We start from the raw sequence: 19,977 nt of genomic DNA, 5'->3' as shown, positions 1-19,977 counted from the left end.
TGCTGCGAAAATGTAAAAAAACTCACTTAAGTGGGAAACGCAGGAAAATAAACTCTTAATATCTACTTGATAGTTTTCCGCTGCAAAATTTCATATAGAAAAGAAAAACCACCTTAAAGGTGGCTTTTTTGTTTTTATTCTTCTTTGTCTTCTTTTTGACGATAAAGAAGGTAAAGGAGGTTAAAAATACCAAGAGAAGTTAATGAAAGAGCGACATATCATCAAAAACTTAATTTTTCTTTGATTTCTTTTTCGTGAATTAATTTTTGAATTACACTATATAAAACATCTGAAGCATCTTTTTTCTCAATTCCTTTGAGAGTTGCTAGTTCTTGTTTTGTAAGTGTACCTTTATCTTTTAAGATTAAGTTAAAGAAGTTTTTATCTTTAAGTTCCTTATAAAATTCTTGATATTTATTAGATTCAACTACTTTATCACTATTAATTTCAGTGGTAAAATCATCAAATCTTAAATTCGATAAGGATTCTACTAATCTCATTTCACTAAGGGCTTGATCTTTTAATTTTAAGGTGTCTTGACTTAATTTATTTCAAGCATCTCTAATATTTGGTTGTGCATAAATAGATGAATGAATTGACTCAATTAGTTTATCAAGTTTATTTGATGTTTCTTTAAATGTTGGACTACTTATATCTTCACTACGATATTTTTCTAATGTATCTTTAAGATCTTTAAATTGTAACATTTCATCAGCTAAATTAAAGTACTCTGGGTTTGTAATACCAATTTCTTTTAATTTATTAGTAATATCGTTAATTTCTTGCAATGAAAGAGTATGGTCACCTTTTGCATCATTTAATAATTTAGCAATTAAAGCATCGGCTGTTTTTGCATCGTCTTGAATTTTATCTAATTCAGCCTGATTTTCACCATTAGCATTAATTACTTTTTGAATTAATTCTTTTTTATCTCTTGGACTAAGATTTGGAAGAGAATTAATATAGTCAATAACTTTTTGTTTTCCGTCATTGTTAGCTACTGCTTTTTGGTAAATATTTGTTCTATCTTCAAATGATTGCGAATCTTCGATTTCTTGTTTGTACCTTGCTTTCTCTTCATCTGAAAGATTTGGCAGAGCATCAATTCGTTTTTTAAATAACTCTTTGTTATCTTCAAGCTTCTTAATTGCGTCCTTAATTTTTTGAATTTGATTTTTGATTTGACTTAGTGGAACATTATCTTTATCAGCTAGTATGTTTTTTCCACCGCTAATAGCTTTATCATAAAATGCTTTTTTATCTTCTTCACTACTTAAATAAAGATCAGTTTGCTTAAATGCTGGATCTTTTTGAATTAATTTAGCAAGTTCATCTAACGCTGCATCTCTCTTGCTATCACCATCTAGGCTATTGTAATCTTTTTCAACTTTATTAAGCAACTCTTGAACTTGTTCTTTTGATAAATTACGTCCATTATCATAATTAAGATTATTTAGCGAGTCATTGTATGAATTATCAAAGTTCATTTTTAGATTATCACTAGCATCTTTATAATTATTTCTTGATTTAGGATCAATATTTTGACCTTCTTGAACTGTATTTTTAATATATTTGTCAAGTTCATTCATTTGCTCATTTAATTGTTTTGCTTCTTCTAAAATTTCATTAACACTGCTGTTATTATCGTCGTTAATTAAAATTGCTTTTTGAATCTTATCAATTAAATATTGTTTTTGAGCTCTATTTAATTTATTGTATGATTGATCACCGTCATTAAATAAATTATCACCTTTAATTAACTCAATTGCTTTTTGTTTAGCTTTTTCAAGCTCTTCATCACCATTTAAGTTATCAAGTGCTGCTCTTGTTTTTGAAACAAGATCATTAATTTGATCAATTGTAAGGTTTTGCGAAGTGTTTTTTGCATCTTCTTCAGGGATAAAATGCTTAAGAACATCATCAACTGATGGTTTATTATTTTGAATAACACCTAAATTAGCTGGATCTTCATTATTTAAAGCATCTTGACGATCTTTTGAAGAGTTTTTATATCTTGGTTGTTCTAACGTTTCTAATGCTTCGTTTTGAATATCTCTAAGTTTTTTCATAGCATCAGTTAAAGGTTCAATTTGTTCTTTGACAGCATTTAATTCATCTTTGGTTTTTGATGCTTGTACTTTATCAATTAAATCTTTCTTTTGAGCTAAATTTAAATATGAATTATTTTTAATTTCATTAATAGTAGCTTCTTTTTCTAAATTAAAGGTGTTATCTCCATCTAGATTTTCTTTTGCTACTAAGTAATCGTTTAAAATTTGATCAATTTTGCTTGGTTCAATAATTAAATCAGTATCAACTTGTACTGGATTTCCTTGTTCATCATTCTTGGTTTCAACATCTTTATTTTTATCAACCAATTTCTTCATAATTTCTTTAACTTGATCGTATGGATCTTTTGTTTTTTGGCTTGCTTCTGTGTATTTAGGCATTTTTTCGAATGCTTTTTCAGTTTGAGTAGAAGTTGTACCATCTTCGTTTGTTATAGTTACTTCGTGATCATTATCTGCAAGATCAATTTGTTCTAATAAATGACCCATAGCTGAATTTAACTTGCTAATTGTTAATTCTAGTTTTTGAAGCTCTTTAATTGATTTTGTTTTAGCAATCTCTTGCTCAAAATATTCAATTTGCGAAGGATTTAAATTAGGATATTTGATATTAAGTTCATTATCTTGATTATGAATTGATTTGAGTAATCTTTCTTTTTCTGCTCCGAATTTATCATCACCGTTAAGTGCTTCTTTTGCTTCTTTTAATTTTACAATTAATTCTTTAACAACATTAGGATCTGTTTGTGCATTTTTGTTCGAAGTATCTACTCTTGTAGATCCACCACTTCCATCACTATTTGCGACATCATTTGGTTGATAAAGATTATCTGCATCATGAATATACTTATCATATGCATCTTTTTTACCAAGAGTTGACTCAGATTTAGTTCCATCAGGATTTGTAACTTCATACGGTTCATTATCCGAATCGATATAACCTGTTGTTGTTTTAGTATTTGTTGTATCAGGGTTTTCACCTTTTTCATTTTTAGTTAATTCATTAAGAATGCCCATTTGATCGTTTAATTCTTTAGCTTTGTCATTTAAACCTTGTTTATTAGCATTACCTAAAAGATCTTCAGGAGTTCTAGCATTTAAAACTTCCATTTTAAGCATTTCTTTTTGGGCATCATTAAGATTTTGATATGAATTAATTTTTTCAAGCGCTTCATTTTGAAGTTTATCCATATTCTTTTCACCATCTAAGTTTTCAATTGCTTTTGCAATTTTTTTGTTAATTTCTTCGAGCTTAGTTGAATTAAGAATTTCATCAGGATTATTTGAAGCTTTTAAAGTAGCAAGATATTCTTCCGCTTCTTTTAGAGCATCATCATATGCTTTACGTTTATCATCAAACGAACCAGTATACATTAATGTCTGAGTGAAAGGAGTCATTCCTTTGTCTGGATTACCATTTTTACTTTCGATGTACATTAACATTTTTTGCATTTCATCATTTAAATGAACTAAATTATCTTCAAGGTCATCAACTTTTGAAATACGATCAATGCTGCTATCTGCAAGTTTTTCTTTAGCTTTTTCTAATTGATTGTCTATTAAAAACTCAAGCAATACAGGTGGTTGTGAATTATCTTTATCTAATCTTTTAGCTAGCTCTTCTTTACGTTTTGCTAGCCTTTCATCACCATCTAAATCATTTCTAGCTTTAATTAAATTACCTATTAATCCGTTTTCTAGATCGATAACTTTATTTCCGTTTTCGTCAAGAATAAAATTATTGTTTGAGTCTTTTTTATAGCTAATAAGTTCATCTAAAGTTTTTAATTCACCATTAGAAGCTACTATGCTATCACGATTTTCAAGACCAAGGTCAAAAAGATTTTTAACGTTTTCAGATGCATCAAGATAATCGGTTTTGTCAGATGGTTTAACATTATTAGGTTCTTGATTATCTGAGCTTACAAAAAGATCTTTATACATTTTCATTGCATCATTTGTATCTTGTGCTTCTTGTAAGATTCTTGTTGTTTCAGAAGTTGGATTATTAATGATTAAATTTTTTAAATAAGCTTTTTGGTTGTCATTAAGATGTTCGTAAGCAGGTAAAATACTTAATTCATTATCACCGTAAAGTTTTCCGATAGCTTTACGTTTTGTAAGTTCATCTTGATTTGCTCTCTCTAAAATAGAGTCAATATCAACGTTATATTTTATTTGTTGATTATTTGAATCTACTTCTGGATCAATTCCATTGCTTGCTGTATGTAACGTAATTTGATCGATTTCTTGTTCATATGCTTGTTTTTCGGCATCTGTTAATAATTTTAAAGCTTTAATTTTCTTTTTAGCATTTAACTTACAACGCTCAAGTGCTTTATTTAAAATAGCTTTTTGTTGTTGTTCGGTCGGTCTTTTTGGTAATCTATTAATTTCATCATCTAGTCATGTTAAATCATCTGCTTCTAAATGAGCAAAATTTCTAACTTTGCTAAGTAAATCATGTCTATTACCATCAAGATCATCGCTTGCTTTATCTAATTTTTGAATAACACCTGGCTGAGTTTGATCTGGATTATCAATTTCTTTAGCAAGAGTAGGTAAATCTTCGTTAGTAAGATCTTTGGCTAAGATTTCATTTAATTTGTTTTTAGCTTCTTCTAAAGCTTGATCAAATGCATCTTTTCTATCTTGCTGATCTTTTGTGTAAATTGGTTCATTTTTAGTATTTTCAGCAGCTTGTATTTTTTCTTTTAACTTACCTATTAAATCATCTAGATTTTGAGCTTCTCTTTGGATTTTATTAATATTTTCAGGTGAATTATCAGTTAAATAACGTGATTTTAATTGTGCTTTTTGATCATCTGTTAAATTAGGTAAATCATCGATAACTTTATTAGCATCAACAAGAGCATCGATTTTATTATTAATTAAATTTAAATCATCTGGAGTATTTCCATTTTCATAACTTAGCGCATTTACTTCATTTAACAATTGAGCTTTTTGTTCAGGAGTTAATTTTCCTTGGTTAGCTAAATTATTAATTTTTTCAATGATTTCAGCTTTTTTAAGTCTAAATTCTTTTTCTCTAGCTGTTAAAAATCCTGTGATATCTTGATTTTTGGTTGAAACAATTCTCTTTGAAATCGAAGGGAATTTTGTAGATACCACTTCATAAGTAACATTAACAGTACCTGGCTCAAAATCATCAGCTTGTGGAGTTACATCTACAATTCTAACTTCAAAATCTTGAGCATTTTCTGGTTGGACAGTATGAGTAAATTCAGATCAGTGCTCACTAGCAGCTACTTCTGATGGTAAAATATTGCGTTTTAAATCGTTAGGATAATCGTATGTAATTGCAAGATTATTAATTCTTTCTTGTTCTGCTTTAATTTCTTCACCATCTAAGGCATTTAATTTGGCTTTTAATTGGTTTATTCTTTCTTGAACTTGTGTTATTTTAGAATTTGTAAAATCAGTTCAAGAACTTGGTTCAGGGTCTGCACCTTTAAGTTTTACATAACCATTTGTTGCAAAATCGCCTTCAAAAAGATCTTTAATTAAATTAATTTCTTCATCGAAAGGATTTTTTGTTTCATCAGATGCATTTGCATAATCTGCATAGTTCTCGTTTTGTTTATTTTGAACAACATCCTTCATTAAATCGATTAATTCTTTAGCTTTGTTGTTAAGTTCAATTGCTTTTTCGCGTAAATTAATAATTGCTGGAGCTTGATTATTTAAAGTTTCTTTCTCTTTTTTAATTTGTGATTTTAAAGTATCGCTTAAATATGCAAGCTTTTCAATTTCTGGTGAGAACGGAATACCATTAAGATTATTCTTAGCAGCTTCTAATTGGTTTTTGGCTTCCTGTACTTTTGTAGGATCAACTAATTCACTTGCCGGAACTTCTACATAATTAGAACTGTTTCTTTCAGCTTCTGTAAGTGGAATTCCTAAAAATTGTTTAGTACGTAAAAGTTGCTTTTCATATTCATTTTTGTAATTTAGGTCTGCGAATAAATATCTTTCATCAGTTCCATCTTTCATTGAAGATTCCAATGAATCATAATAACTCTTTAAATCACCCATATTTGTATTAAGTGGAGTTAGGTTAGAGAAAGTAGGATTAGTAAAGTCTAAATTACGATCATCAAAATATAATAAACCAGTTGAGTATTTCTTATCATCAGTTACTTGATTTTTAAAATGTTCTTTTTGTGTATCTGTTAAATTAGAAAGAGCATTAATTTTTTCTTTAAAATTAGTTTTTGCTGTTTCTCACGCTTCATTCATTATTTTGCCAAGTTCAACATTATTATTTACAAGATTATTTGTAATCGAAGTTCCATTATCTACAAAATTAGAAGGTAATGCATTAACTTTAGCTTTAGAATCAACATTTTGTCCTTGTGGATTTGGAGATGTTAAATTTTTAAACCCATCTAATTCTTTAATTGCTTCTCTTTTATTTCCATCAAGTTGTTTTAGTGTTGTTTCTAGTCTTTCACGCGTATTTTTAACACTATTTTGATTTGAATTATTTGTTGCTTCTTCAAATCTTTGTGTATTTGAAAATAAATCTGTTGTTCCATTTTGAATTCCGTTAACTAAATTGTTAACACTTGTATTATCTTGATTAAATGAATTCTTTATTGAATCTTCCGAATATTTTACAACAGGGCTATCTTGATTTAGAGTGCTTGTGATTTGATGTAATTCTTTTAATTTATCATATTCATTTGATAACTCAGTTACTTTTTGAACATAATTATTAAGTTTTTCTCTTTCAAGTGTTCCTTGTGGATTATTTGTTAAATCATTATTAATTCAAGCTTTTGACGCTGCTTGGTCATAACCATTTGCTATTTGATTTGAGTAACTATTGAATAATTCTTTAGCTTTAGTAATATTTGCGCTATTAGCTTGTAATATTGATAAATTATTATTATCTAATTTTTGTTTTTCTGCATCTAAGTAAGTTCTACCGTTCATTTTAGAAAGTTTACTCTTTAATGCTAAAAGAGAAGTTTTTAAATTATTATTTGTAGGTTCGCTTAACTTCATTAATGGAATGTCAGCAGAATTTCTATCTTTTCCACTTGGATTTGATGTTGTTTGTAAATCAGCAAATGGCTTAGCATTTTCTAATGCTGTTTCAATTTCATCTCTTATTGTTTTATCACTAAAAATATAGTCTTCTCTATTTGTATATTCACTTTGTTGACCATTTTTTAAAGTTTTGTTGTCACTAGTCGTATAGCTTTTTAACTCTTGATATGCAAGTTCTAAACTTTTTTGAGCAAGATCTCATCTTTTTATTTCGGTAACAGCACTTTGGAATGATCTTGTATCATCAGCAGGAAAATCATTGACATCCGTACTACCAAAAAGTTGATTTAAATAATCATTTTTTAAATAATCTTTTTGCGCTTTTGTTAAATATTCACTTTTATCGATTAATTTTATTAACTTATATCTATCGGTAAGATCGTATTCAATATCTTCAAAAGATCAGTAATTTCTAAGATCGGTTGACATACCAGTTAAAATTCTATATTCATCTTTAATTTTTCATTTCTTTTTATCTTGTTCATTTTTAAATGCTACTTTTATTGTCATTTGATCATAAGAAGTAATCCGACTTTCATCGTTAAAAATGTTTTTAGTGAAATATGATTTATTTTTTTCTCCTTTTAAAGATTTTTGAAATTTAACATCATCAAATCTATCTTTATTAACATCATATAATTTAGTTCGAGCTCCGTTTTTTGGCTCATATATTTCTAATGTTGTTTGTGGAAGTTCTTCATCTTCTGTATAGTTAATTTGATCAGCTACATTTTCATAAGATTTAACTTTTTCTTTTGTAATAAATCTCTTAATTCAAGTTTGATTTCTTTTAGCTTGTGCGTGAAATCCTAAAGATCCAAATCAGTATTGACCAATATATTTATGCGGAATACTAATACCGGCCCCGACAAAAGATTCTCCTACATATTCCATCGGAGACTGTCCAGGTTCCGCTTCTCGATCATTTGGTTTGACAGTAAATTCAATAATAACACCATTATTAGATTCTACATTGCTTTCAGTAAGTACATAAAATTCAAAATATGCACCTAAGTTTCTGCTCATTGAGTTATAAGGGGTATCTGTGAATGCATCTCTTGGAAGTAATTTTAATCCTTGTAAAAATGTTCCTGTACCACTACCATCATTGAAATCAACATTACGATTCATAATAATATCATTAACTTGATTTCTTTTTTCTTGGCCTTCATACGCTGAATAATATCTAGCTCAAGAAAAAGGAATTGTTTTTGAGCCATCTATACTTCTTACAGAAAGTTTTACATCATTACCATCTTTTAAATCTAATGCAGAATTATCTTTAAATGGATTGATTTGCTTTAAAGTGTTGTAATCATCATTTTCATTTATACCAATAAATCTTCAATTAATTGTATCTGTATTTTCACGTCTATTAGTAACGTTATTATTTCTATCTAATGAAAAAAGACTGACTATAATGTTACCAGTTAACACCAAATCATTTGATATGTAAAAACCACCAACTCATCTACGCTCATCAAGTCTCATAGTGCTTCTATGGAAAGCTATTTTAAATGTTTTTGTACCATCCGCTTTAGAAAAACCTCTACCACCAATGAATCAACCACCAGGTTCGTTTCTATAAGAATCTCAAGGTCTATATCCTGTACCATCTTTTATAAAGTTACCTATAAAAACATTCTTCTTATAGAAATAAGGAATAGGTTCAATCGTTTCAGCTCCATTTGTAGCATCAGCGACAGACCAACTATTTGAATTACTATTATTTCACTCTTTGGCATACCTACTAAAATTAGGCTCAGTTCACTTGTTATCACTAATAAAATTATTGAATTGATCAAAAGTAATTTGCTGTCCATCATCTTTTCTGTATGTTTTACTTGTCTGAATGTTGATAAAACTCAACGGTAGGAACGCTACTCCCACCATTGGTAATGTTAATAATAATCTCTTATTAATTCTTTTTTTCATAAACTTCTCTTTCAATTTACCATTTTTTATTTATTTATAATTTTACAATATAATTTTATAACACAAAATATCATAAATTATAATACAAAAAAGAGCTTTTTTCCTGAGTTTCCAAGTTGAGACACTATAAAAAACGAATACATCTATAAATAAGGTGTATTCGTTTTTGATAATCAAAATTACACACATAGAATTAACTCATACATGCAATAAAATCTTTATAAATTTTTATATTTTCTTTGTGGTTTTCATCCAGATCATTAATTATCTCTTGAACTACTTTGTCATTTACTTCTTTTCTTGTTATAGTCATCATTCTTAATGAATCTACAAATAAATCTAATGTAACTTTTTGTATTTCTCCATTGCTTTCATAATATTTTTTCAATTTATAAAGACAATATTTTAAAACAACAAGAGCAAGAAAGCATAATAAAAGATGTGCAAGTATATGTTTTTCGTTATGAACAAAAACAGGCCTAACTTGTAAAGAAGATTTTAATGTTCTGAAATTTTCTTCAACTTTTTATTGTTTTCTATAAATTTCATTAGCTTTTTCAGGTGTTAAATCAAGAATATTAGTTTCAATAATGTAAAAACCATCTTCAGATTCTTTTTTCTTAATTTTTTCTCAATTTAATTTTCCTATTGTTTTACCATCAATATCCATATATTTCTTCTTGTATTCTGGAACTAAGGAACTAAGTGGTAGTTCTCCATTAATAGTTTTCTTGTTCAATTTATCAATAAAATTATTTCTTTTTAATTTATCTAAAGTCTTTTTACCAGGGCTAAAAAATACACATCACTTTCTATATTTACCATTAAATCTATTTTTATTTCAAACAGATTCAACAAGTTGTTCTTTCCAAAACATTTCATCTCTAAAAACATAATGTTTGTCTTCAAGAATGAATTTTTTCATTCCAATACTTAATGTATCTAATCTTTTTTGAAATATGTATTTAATTCCTTTTTGCTCTAGAAAACGTAAGTTTGCGTTGTTATTTATTCCACGATCTGCAACTATTGTAATATCCTTTATTTTGTAGATTGATTGAAGTTCTAAAACAAAGGATAACATTGTTTTACCATCAGTTGTGTTACCTGGAAAAACTTTATAGTGTATTGGTATTCCGTTTTCATCTACAGCCATTGCTATGACTACTTGATCTTCATTGTGTTTTCCGTCTTTTGAAAAACCGTTTTTTCTTATTCCTTCTCTTGTAAAGCTTTCAAAATAAACTGTTGTGTTATCGAAGTGAATAACTTTATTATTACGATTTGTAAATTCATTTATTTTTTGAAATAAATTGACTAAAACAGAATTCTTATTTTCGAAAATAACATCAAGATAGTTATATATTGATGATTTTGTAACATTAATATCATTTATAAAATCACTTTTATTTTTATATTGTGACATATAGCTTCTTGGAAGGATAATTCTAGTTGCTATGAAAAATTCCAAAACTTCTTCTAACGATTTATGTTTACTTTTTGGTAATGCTGAAAATAAATCTAATTCTTTAATAACTTTATAAATTAAATCAACTCCAATATTTTGGATACTTGTTTTTACAGAAGTGGATTTTAATAATTTAAAAAATTCTTCTTTTGCAACAGCTTTATCTAAAGATGTATCTACTTTTTTTGCTATTTCTTTCATATCTTCAATTGAAGATAATCCATACTTTTCTTTGATATCTTCTCAGTATCCTAGACCAATCTGATTTCCATAACCTTTTTTAAAACCTTTAGAAATAGCTAAAACTAAATAATATTTTCCATTTTGTTTTTTCTTGCATAAACTGTAACTCATGCTCTTATTATATCATTTTATGTGTGTAATGTAAGTAAAAAAATATTTTTTCTTTAGGTCATATATCTTTGATATATGTATAAAAAAATGAGCCTAAAAAATAGGCTCAACTTGTAAACTCAGGATTTATAGTTTTTTTCACAATTTACCACACTTTACTTAAAATTAAACACTTAATTAGCGCACTTTAGTATCCTTAATTAAACAAAAACCATCTCCTGGTTAGAGATGGGCTTGAGTGTAATCTCCAGTGCAACAAAAATACCGTTCCTAACGCAATAGAAATGGTATTTTTGTTGCTTTTTTTCTCTTTTGTTTGTTCTTTTCAACTTTCTGCCTTTTGAAAAATCTTTAATTTTTATAATTTTTAATAAAAGCGAAATATTACTTAAATAAACACTGCTTTACCATTGTTTTTTAAATAAATTGCTTTTTTATTAATTATTTTTTCCTTTATAAAAAACCACAAAAACCAAGGAAACAAAAACACAAGAAAAAAAGCGTGGCGTATAGCCATGCCTTTTTTTCTTGTGTTTTTGTTTCCCCCCCGCGTTGCAATGCAACTTACAATCGAGCCCATCTCCTGGTTAGAGATGGTTAGTTATTAAGATTGTTTATTTCTTGATCTTTTTCAAGCAATAAAGATTAAAACAAACCTGCGTTTCCCACTTGCTAGTATAAAAAGCAAAATATCCGTTTGAAGCGGATATTTATTTTTACTTTTTAATCATTTCTAAAACTTTTTGAATTAATAGATAGTCATTTCAACTCCTAACTTTGACACTTTGGTCTTTTTTAAGACTTTTTGAATTTCTTAATATATTACATATATTAAGAAATTTTTTATTTTTTTATTTCATATATAGTAAATATATGGTATAATATGGTAAAAAGGACAAATTATGGCATCAGTACAAATCATCAAAAAGAATAAAACACAATATGTAAGAATCGTAGAATCATATTGAGATAAAGAAACTAAAAAACCAAAAATTAGAGAAGTAAAATTTTTAGGTAAATTAGAAGATCTTACAAAAGATAATCCAAACTTCATTGAAGAATTAAAAGAATCTGTTAGTTCAAAGAAAAATCAAAAACAAAAAGATAGAAACGAACAAATTTTACAAATCATGAATTCTTTAAAATTGGACAAATTTAAAGGAACAGAAATTAAAGGATATGGAAATTTAGTTTACGAAGAAATCATAAATTATCTAGAATTACCAAATTTCTTAAATGACTTACAAAAGAAAAATAGTAGGTCAAAATATGACCTAGCATCAATTACAAAAATGCTAATTTTAACAAGAATTTTAGAACCATCTTCTAAAAGAAGTTCAGTTGAAAAAATTAAAAAATATTGATACAAATTTGATGATAGTTTGAAAGACATTTATAGATCACTTGAGTTTTTACAGGATAAAAAAGCGGATATTTTAAAACATTTAAATGAACAATTTGTAGACAAAATTAACAGAAATTTAACATTCTGTTTCTATGACGTTACAACTGTTTATTTTGAAAGTTTTATACCTGATGAACTTAGAAAATTTGGTTTTTCAAAAGACAATAAAGTTAACCAAACTCAAGTTGTTTTAGGTCTTTTAATCGACGATATGGGAATACCGATTTATTATGATTTATTCCCTGGAAACACATCTGATTTCTTGACTTTAAAACCTGTTTTAGAGAATATAAAAAGAGACTTAGGTATAGATAAAATTACTATTGTTGCAGATAGAGGTTTAAACTCAAAAAGTAACTTATTAGCCATAAAACAAGCAGGATACGATTACATAATGGCTTACAAAATCAAAGGTAAAGAAAATAAAATTGAAGGAATTTATGATCTTGATACATATAAAATGATGTATGAAGAATTCAGTGTGAAAAAACAAGATCACAAAGAGCTTTTTAAATCTAATAATACCTTTTATGAAATTGACAATAAACTGATTTTAACTTTCTCTGGAAAGAGACAAAGAAAAGATAAAAAAGATCGTGAAAGACTTATTAAAAAAGCTGAAAAATTACTCAATTTATCAGCTATAAAATCAGAAATGAAAAGAGGTGGTAAGAAGTATTTAAAACTTTCAGCTAACGAAGTTGAGTTAGATCATCAAGCGATTTTGAAAGATGAAGCCGCAGATGGATTTTATGGAATTTTAACATCTCATGAAGATATGGATGAAATGGAAATTATTGAACAATATTCAAAACTTTGAAAAATAGAAGAAAGTTTTAGAGTGATGAAAACAAACTTTGAAGTAAGACCAATTTATCTTTCAACTGAAAAGACAATCAAAGGACATTTTTTAATTTGCTTCCTTGCACTCACGATTCAAAGATATTTAGAATTTGTTCTTGAATATTGTGGTTATCCGCTTCCTACGAATAAAATAATTGAATCAATTAAAAATCAAAAATTATCAATTATCCCAGAAATAAATACTTATATTAAATCAGAAGAATCTGAAGAGTTCAAAACTATATTAAAAGTTCTTGGACTTAAACCAATTGAAACTATTGGTAAATGTGAAGACGTAAAATTTACTATATAGGAATTGTGATATAAAAACGACGAATAGCTCTATATTGTAGGGTTATTCGTCGTTTTAAGTTTTAAAAGTGTCAAACTTAGGAAAAGCAAAATATCCGTTTGAAGCGGATATTTATTTTTACTTTTTAATCATTTCTAAAACTTTTTGAATTAATAGATAGTCATTTCAACTATCTTCCAAACTTTTATCTTTAATATCGAAAATTTTGACTGTTTTATTGTTGAATTTTTCTTCAACTTCTATAATGTCATTAATCATTTTGTTTAATCTATGTTCTGTAAATTTATCTTTTTGAGATAAACCTATTAAATCATTAATTTTGAAAACTAAGAATTTCATTAAAACTAAACTTAAAAAGCAAAGACAGATATAACCAGTAATGTGTTTCCAACTTGATAAATACATGGGTCTAAGAACTAATCTACTCTTTAAGCTTCTAAAATTCTCTTCAACTTTTCATTGTTTTGCATATAAATCTACAATTTGATCAGGAGTTAAATCATGTCTATTTGTCTCGTAAACATAATATCCATCGAATTTTTCATCTTGCAAAATCTTTTCGTTATCAAGTTCATAATAACCAGATTTGTCAACAGCTTTAAAGAATCTATATTTCTTCCCGCCTGCAATATCTTCATAAGAAACTTTTCCGTTTTTAGCTTTCTTGAGGAAGTTATTGATTAAAATTTGTCTATCTTCTGCATCTTTTCTTGCTCTCTTCTTACTAAAAGTAATGATTCTTTTTCTTATTTTTCCATTGATTCTACCGTTTCTATATTGAGAAAGAAATTCTTCTGATTTATGCACTAAACCGGTTTTAGAATGAATATAACCTTCTTGGTTTAAAACAAATTCTTTAAAGTCTTTTGTTCCTGTTTTCATCCGGTAAGAAATAATGAATTTTAAACCTTTGGACTCTAAAAATCTGATGTTTTTGTTTAAAGACATACCTTTATCAGCGATAATTGTAATTTGTTTTATCTTATATATTTTTTGAATTTCCAAGACAAAAGGGATGAATGTGTTTGCATCTGTTGTATTTCCAGGAAAGACTTTGTAATGTAGTGGAATTCCGTTTGAATCAGTTGCTAGCCCAATAACAATTTGATCTTCTTTAAACTTACCGTCCTTTGAATAACCAGGTTTTTTGTACCCTTCTCTACTAAAAGTTTCAAAATAAGTAGTGGTGGAATCATATCATATGATTTCTACATCTTTTTTGTGTTCATTTACAAGAACTGAATTTACATTTTGTAAAATTTGCCCCCTATTTTCAGCGATGTAATCTAACGATCTGTAAAAAGAATTTTTAGAATAAACAAATTCTTGTTCTTTTTTTAGACTATTGAAAGTGCCTAAAATACTTAATGGCTCTTTTAATCTTTGATAAATTTGTTGCATCACAACTTCTTTTAAACTTACTGATTTTGTTTTATGACAGTCTTTAAAAATGTCAAAATGATCAACCAACGAAGAAACAAGTTCATATCCCTTAAATCTTTTTCTATATTCAACAAGATCATTTTTGTTTTCTTTAAACTTTTGATTAATAATTTCAATAATTTCTTCTTTGGGAGTTGTTAAAGGTATGTCTTTAACAAGCATTTTGATTTTTTCAATTGAATTTTTTTGATACTTCTCAAAGTCATGTTCATATCCAACCCCAAATCTCGTTTCATATCCTGTGCCTTTTATTTTTCTGCACCCGACCTGTATATATGTACCTGCTTTTTGTTTAGAAACACACAATATTCATGTTCTTTTTTCTTTTGTTTTTGCTTGCATGCACATATTATATCATATTTTACCTAGTAAATTACTAGGTTTTTTACATATTTATTAGATAAATATGTACTGCTGCGAAAATGTAAAAAAACTCACTTAAGTGGGAAACGCAGGAAAATTAAACACTTAATTAGCGCACTTTAGTATCCTTAATTAAACAAAAACCATCTCCTGGTTAGAGATGGTTAGTTATTAAGATTGTTTATTTCTTGATCTTTTTCAAGCAATAAAGATTAAAACAAAGAATGGCACTAATACAAGACCTAAAATTAATCAAATGTATCAAAGTGATTTTCGATCAAATTTAACTGGTGCAAGTTTTTTGTAAGCATTTTCAATTTTTGAAGCAGCATCTTTAGTTTTATCGACATTTAAAATTGAATCTACGTCGTTAGAATTAAGTAACTCTTGCCCTTCTTTAAGAGCATCTAAGTAGCTTTGTGGATCTTTAGCATTTTTAAAACTATCACTATTTTTTCTAGCTTGTTCTTCAGAAATTGCTTCAAGACCTTTTTCAGGATTTGCTTCTCTTCCAGAATGTGCATCTACTGAATTAATTAAATCTTTAGTAGCTTCATTTACTTTATTTGCAAGGTCAATAATTGCATCAATTTCTTCTTTAGTAGTTGCAGAATTAATTTTATCTTTTAAAGCTTCTTTTTGAGCATCATTAATAACTGGTAAGTTATTAATATCATTTGATGCATTCTCTTTAGCATCACGGATTTCTTTTACAACATTTCCATCAAGATTATTATAAGCATTTTCGATTTTATCTTTTGCTTCAAGAATGTCGTTAACATTTAATGAGTTGCTATCTTTGATTTCTTTTGCATTAGAAATTGCATCTAAATAATCATTTTGGTTGCTTGCTTCAATAAATTTATCTTCTGTTTGTCTATTTGAATCTAAGTTAAGTGATTCATTTAACTTATCCATTGCATTATTTAATTTAGAAATTAAATCTTTAATTTTAGCAATTTGATCAACTGAATTTGCATTATCAATTAAGTGTTTAAGTTCTTCTTTTTGTGAGTTATTAAGGTTGCTTGAATTATTTTCTAAAAACTCACTTGCATCTTCTTTAGTATCAATAAGGTTTTTAACAGTTTGTCCATTTAAAAGGTTATAAGCTTTTTCAAGGTTACTTTGCGCTTTTAGAACATTAACCGGATCAAGTTCATTAATCAAACGTGAACCTTGATTAACTTTTTGCGCTTTAGCTAAAGCTTGATCATAATCACTAGCATTTGTTGCATATCTATATTTATCGCTAGCTTTTCTACTTGGATCAAGTTTAAGTGAATCTTGAAGTGTTTTCATTGCACTATTTAATTTTAAGGCACTACTTTCAATTTCTTTAACTTTCTCAAGGTTACTTTCGAAACGGACTTTTTCTTTAAGGGCTTCTTTTTGATAATTATTTAAATATGGCAAGTTACTAATAGTATTTAGAGCTTTCTCTTTTGCATCGCTAAGTGCTTTAACGCTATCACCATTAAGTGCTTGGTAAGTTAAATTAATGTTATCTTTAGCTTGATTTAATTTGGTTAATGAAAGCTCAGGGGTGCTAGCAATAATTACTTTTGCTTTATCAAGAGCTATTAAGTAAGCTGCTTTATTTGTAGCTTTGAGGAATTTATCCGTTTTATCTCTTGAGCTTGCTTTATCAATAGCTTCAAGTCCTTTAGCATCATTTGCATCTCTTCCAGAATGCATATCAACAGCGTTAATAAGCTCGTGCATTGCATTATCTAAAGAGTTAATATTATTTTTAAGGCTGTTAAGCTCATCTAAATTAGAAGTTGCATTAATTTTCTTTTTAAGCGCTTGTTTTTGAGCGCTATTTAAGTATTTTTTAGCTTCAAGAAGACTAATTGCTTCTGCTTTGGCATTTGTAAGTTCATCATTACCATCAAGGTTAGCTAAGGCGGTTTCTAAATCATTATTTAAAGAGCTTAATTTGTTTAAAATCTCTTCAAAGCTTTGACTAGCAGTTTTATTTACATTATTTGCTCAAGTTTTTGCTTCGCTAGCAGCATTATCATATGCTTGCCTTTTATTTTCGTTTGAATTAGTGTAGTTTTTGCTTGCTTTAACGCTTGCTTCTTTATCTAAATTAGCTTTTAATTCGCTAAGCTTACTTGCTAATTTATCAACAAATTCGTTAATGCTGTTTGTACTATTTCAATTTGTAGCATCAGAATTATTATTAATAACTGTAGCTGCATTAACTTTTTCTTTTAATTTAGCTTTATCAGATGCTGAAAGCACTGAGTTATCAATTGCATCAATTTTGGCATTAATATCATTTTTAGCTTTAGCTAAATTGATATTTCCATCTAAATTATTTTTAGCTGTTTCTATAGCTGCTGCTAAGCTATTAACTTCATTTAGATCAAGTGGATTATTTAACTTCGAAGCAGCATTATTAAGTGCGTTATCTAAAGCTTCTTTTTTATTATGGTTAGCATTAATGTAATTTGAATTATTTTTAACATCATCAGCGCTTGCAACTTTTTGGTTAAGAGCTTCCATTGCTTTATCTAAAGAGCTAGCTTTTTGTTGATATTCTTCATAAATATCGTTATTACTTCTTTTACCAGCAGCTACTTCTTCATCAAATTTGCTTATAAGAAGTTGTTTTTGAGCATCATTAAGATTATTTAAAGTTTTTAGGTATTCCTTAAATTTAGCATCAAAAACTTTAGCAATAATATCATCAACTTGCTTAATGTATGAGTTGATTTTTTCATTATCAATAGCATTAGTTTCTGAAGTTAAATCTGCATTAATTTGGTCAATTAAACCCTCAAGAGTAGCTCTTTCGGTTTTGTTAATTAAATTAGCACGATTATCAAGAAAATCTCTTGCTTCTTGCTTTTTAAGTTTGAGTGAAGCCATTTTATCATCTAAGTTCTTAATTTCACCAATGTTATCATTATTCACGTCAATTAAGTTTCTTAAATCATCAATGGTATTAGCTTCATTAATTTTAGCTTTATAGAAATTTTTTTGAGCCTGGTTAAGGTTTTCAAATGATTCGAGAGCTTTTATAGCTTCATTTCTTTCATGTTTAATCTCATCAATAACATATTCTAAATTGAAAGTAACATTTTTTGTAGCCGAATTATAAACTTTATTTTGTTTAACAATTCAAAAATCTTGGTCTGTATTTTTAAAAGTAACTTCAAGCTCTCATTTATCTAAATTATCATAAACTTCTCTACCTTTTGAAATATCAATTGAACCATATTTTCTAGTTCATCATTTGCTTGCATTTTCATCTTTGCTATTGTTAAATGATGATCCATCAACTATTTTTCCATTATATTTTAAAACAAAGCTTGCATTAGGAAGCTGGTAAGGCGTATCTGGATTTTGTTTAAATTCTTTTAAATCCACTGAGTAGTTTCTAATATCTTGACTAGTAACTGCAGCTATTTTATAATCAACACTTTGAATAAAGTATGATCAATCATAAGAAGTGAATGCACCTAAAACATATGCATTTTTAATTCCTAAATTATCTACTTCTGGATTTGGTTTGCTTTGAGTAAAAAGAAGCTCATTTAATCTAGTTTTAAATTTAATTTTGAATCAGTTTTGATCAGTGTATCCATTTGGGAAACCCATTCCATATGGAGTATCAAATCCCATACCAATAATAGTTCCAATATCATTTAAAATTTTATATCTTTCATTTGATAATGGGTAGCCATAATTACCATTGTTATATGTGCTTGGAAGTTGTCAATTATCTAAAAAAGCTGCACGAACTGGATCTGAACCAACTCCATAACCTGGATCTCAAGAATAAGCTCTCTTTTTGTATTCATCAATAACTTTTCAAGTAGGCACTAATTGTCCATCGTGGTAGTAGCTTGTTCAACGATAAAGGTCTTTAATTTTACCACTTCTACCACCAGAAGCTGGGTGTGGGAAACTATTTACTACTACATCTTGAGAAAATTGTAAATTTTCTGGTTTATTATCCATTCTAGCTACTTTAGTTCTAGAAAGCTCTTCTTCAGTTCAAGTTGTTTTATAAGTAATGATTTCAAAAGTATCAGGAACAAGCTCTAAAGCTCTAGAAATAAGAATCCCAAATCTTGGGTTTCTACTTCATCTATCACCTAAATTTCAAAATCCACCGATATCTTCTTTAGCGAAAGTTGCGTTTCTATTTAAAGTAAGTTCTCATTCTTGCTCTTCATCTTGTCAACCATTTGGATTTAGCATCTTAAGGCTAGCAATTGTTTTATCCTTATCCTGATACACTCCAGGTTGAGCTCCTGGGTTAAAGTAGTAGTTGGTTCTTCTTCCTTGACCATATTTAAGATTATATTTGTAAGATTGTTCATCACTAAATACAAAAGATAAACCATTTGAGTTACCTTTGATAACTTGATCTGGCTCTGCTAAAAATTCTGGAACAGTTATATTATTATCAGTTACTACATTTGCAGCCACTTCACCTGAAGTGTTTTCACTAGCAATAACTGGATTGGAACTTGCTGATAATAAAACAGCAGGTAAAATTGAGCTCCCAATAAATGTTGAGCTTAATAAACAAATTCTCTTAAATCTTTTCATATCATTAATCCTCTCATGATAAATAATGATCAAATAATTTTGGGGAATATTTTTCTCATTAAATAGGGACTTTTCAATATAAATTAAAGTGAGTAGAATTTCATTATAAATTCGTTAAATATTTTGTGATAAT

At 27.8% G+C, this 19,977-nt stretch carries 4 protein-coding genes and 1 pseudogene; 1 reads left to right on the top strand and 4 read right to left on the bottom strand.

Features of this window, described 5'->3' with window-relative positions:
• Nucleotides 1–134: 134 nt before the first annotated feature.
• Together GOQ20_RS02745 and GOQ20_RS02740 are read right to left on the bottom strand one after the other, a co-directional pair.
• A complete protein-coding gene (locus GOQ20_RS02745; protein ID WP_167845300.1) occupies nt 135–9,080 on the bottom strand; it encodes a GA module-containing protein in 8,946 nt (2,981 codons plus the stop codon).
• A gap of 193 nt (nt 9,081–9,273) precedes the next feature.
• A pseudogene (locus tag GOQ20_RS02740) lies at nt 9,274–10,902 on the bottom strand (IS1634 family transposase).
• A gap of 902 nt (nt 10,903–11,804) precedes the next feature.
• Here GOQ20_RS02740 and GOQ20_RS02735 point away from each other — a divergent pair.
• A complete protein-coding gene (locus GOQ20_RS02735) occupies nt 11,805–13,463 on the top strand; it encodes an IS1634 family transposase (protein WP_167845019.1) in 1,659 nt (552 codons plus the stop codon).
• 117 nt (nt 13,464–13,580) lie between these two features.
• Here GOQ20_RS02735 and GOQ20_RS02730 read toward each other — a convergent pair whose 3' ends face one another.
• Together GOQ20_RS02730 and GOQ20_RS02725 are read right to left on the bottom strand one after the other, a co-directional pair.
• Entirely contained in the window at nt 13,581–15,254 is a 1,674-nt protein-coding gene (locus GOQ20_RS02730) for an IS1634 family transposase (protein WP_443093812.1), read from the bottom strand.
• Between the two features lie 186 nt (nt 15,255–15,440).
• Nucleotides 15,441–19,844 carry a GA module-containing protein gene (locus GOQ20_RS02725; protein ID WP_167845299.1) on the bottom strand — a complete coding sequence of 1,468 codons (4,404 nt, stop codon included), beginning with the start codon at nt 19,842–19,844 and terminating at the stop codon, nt 15,441–15,443.
• Nucleotides 19,845–19,977: the final 133 nt, after the last annotated feature.

This window comes from Mycoplasmopsis gallinacea (assembly GCF_012220205.1).
Taxonomy (GTDB): Bacteria; Bacillota_I; Bacilli_A; order Mycoplasmatales; family Metamycoplasmataceae; genus Mycoplasmopsis; species Mycoplasmopsis gallinacea_A.
This window is presented reverse-complemented; position numbering and strand designations above follow the sequence as displayed.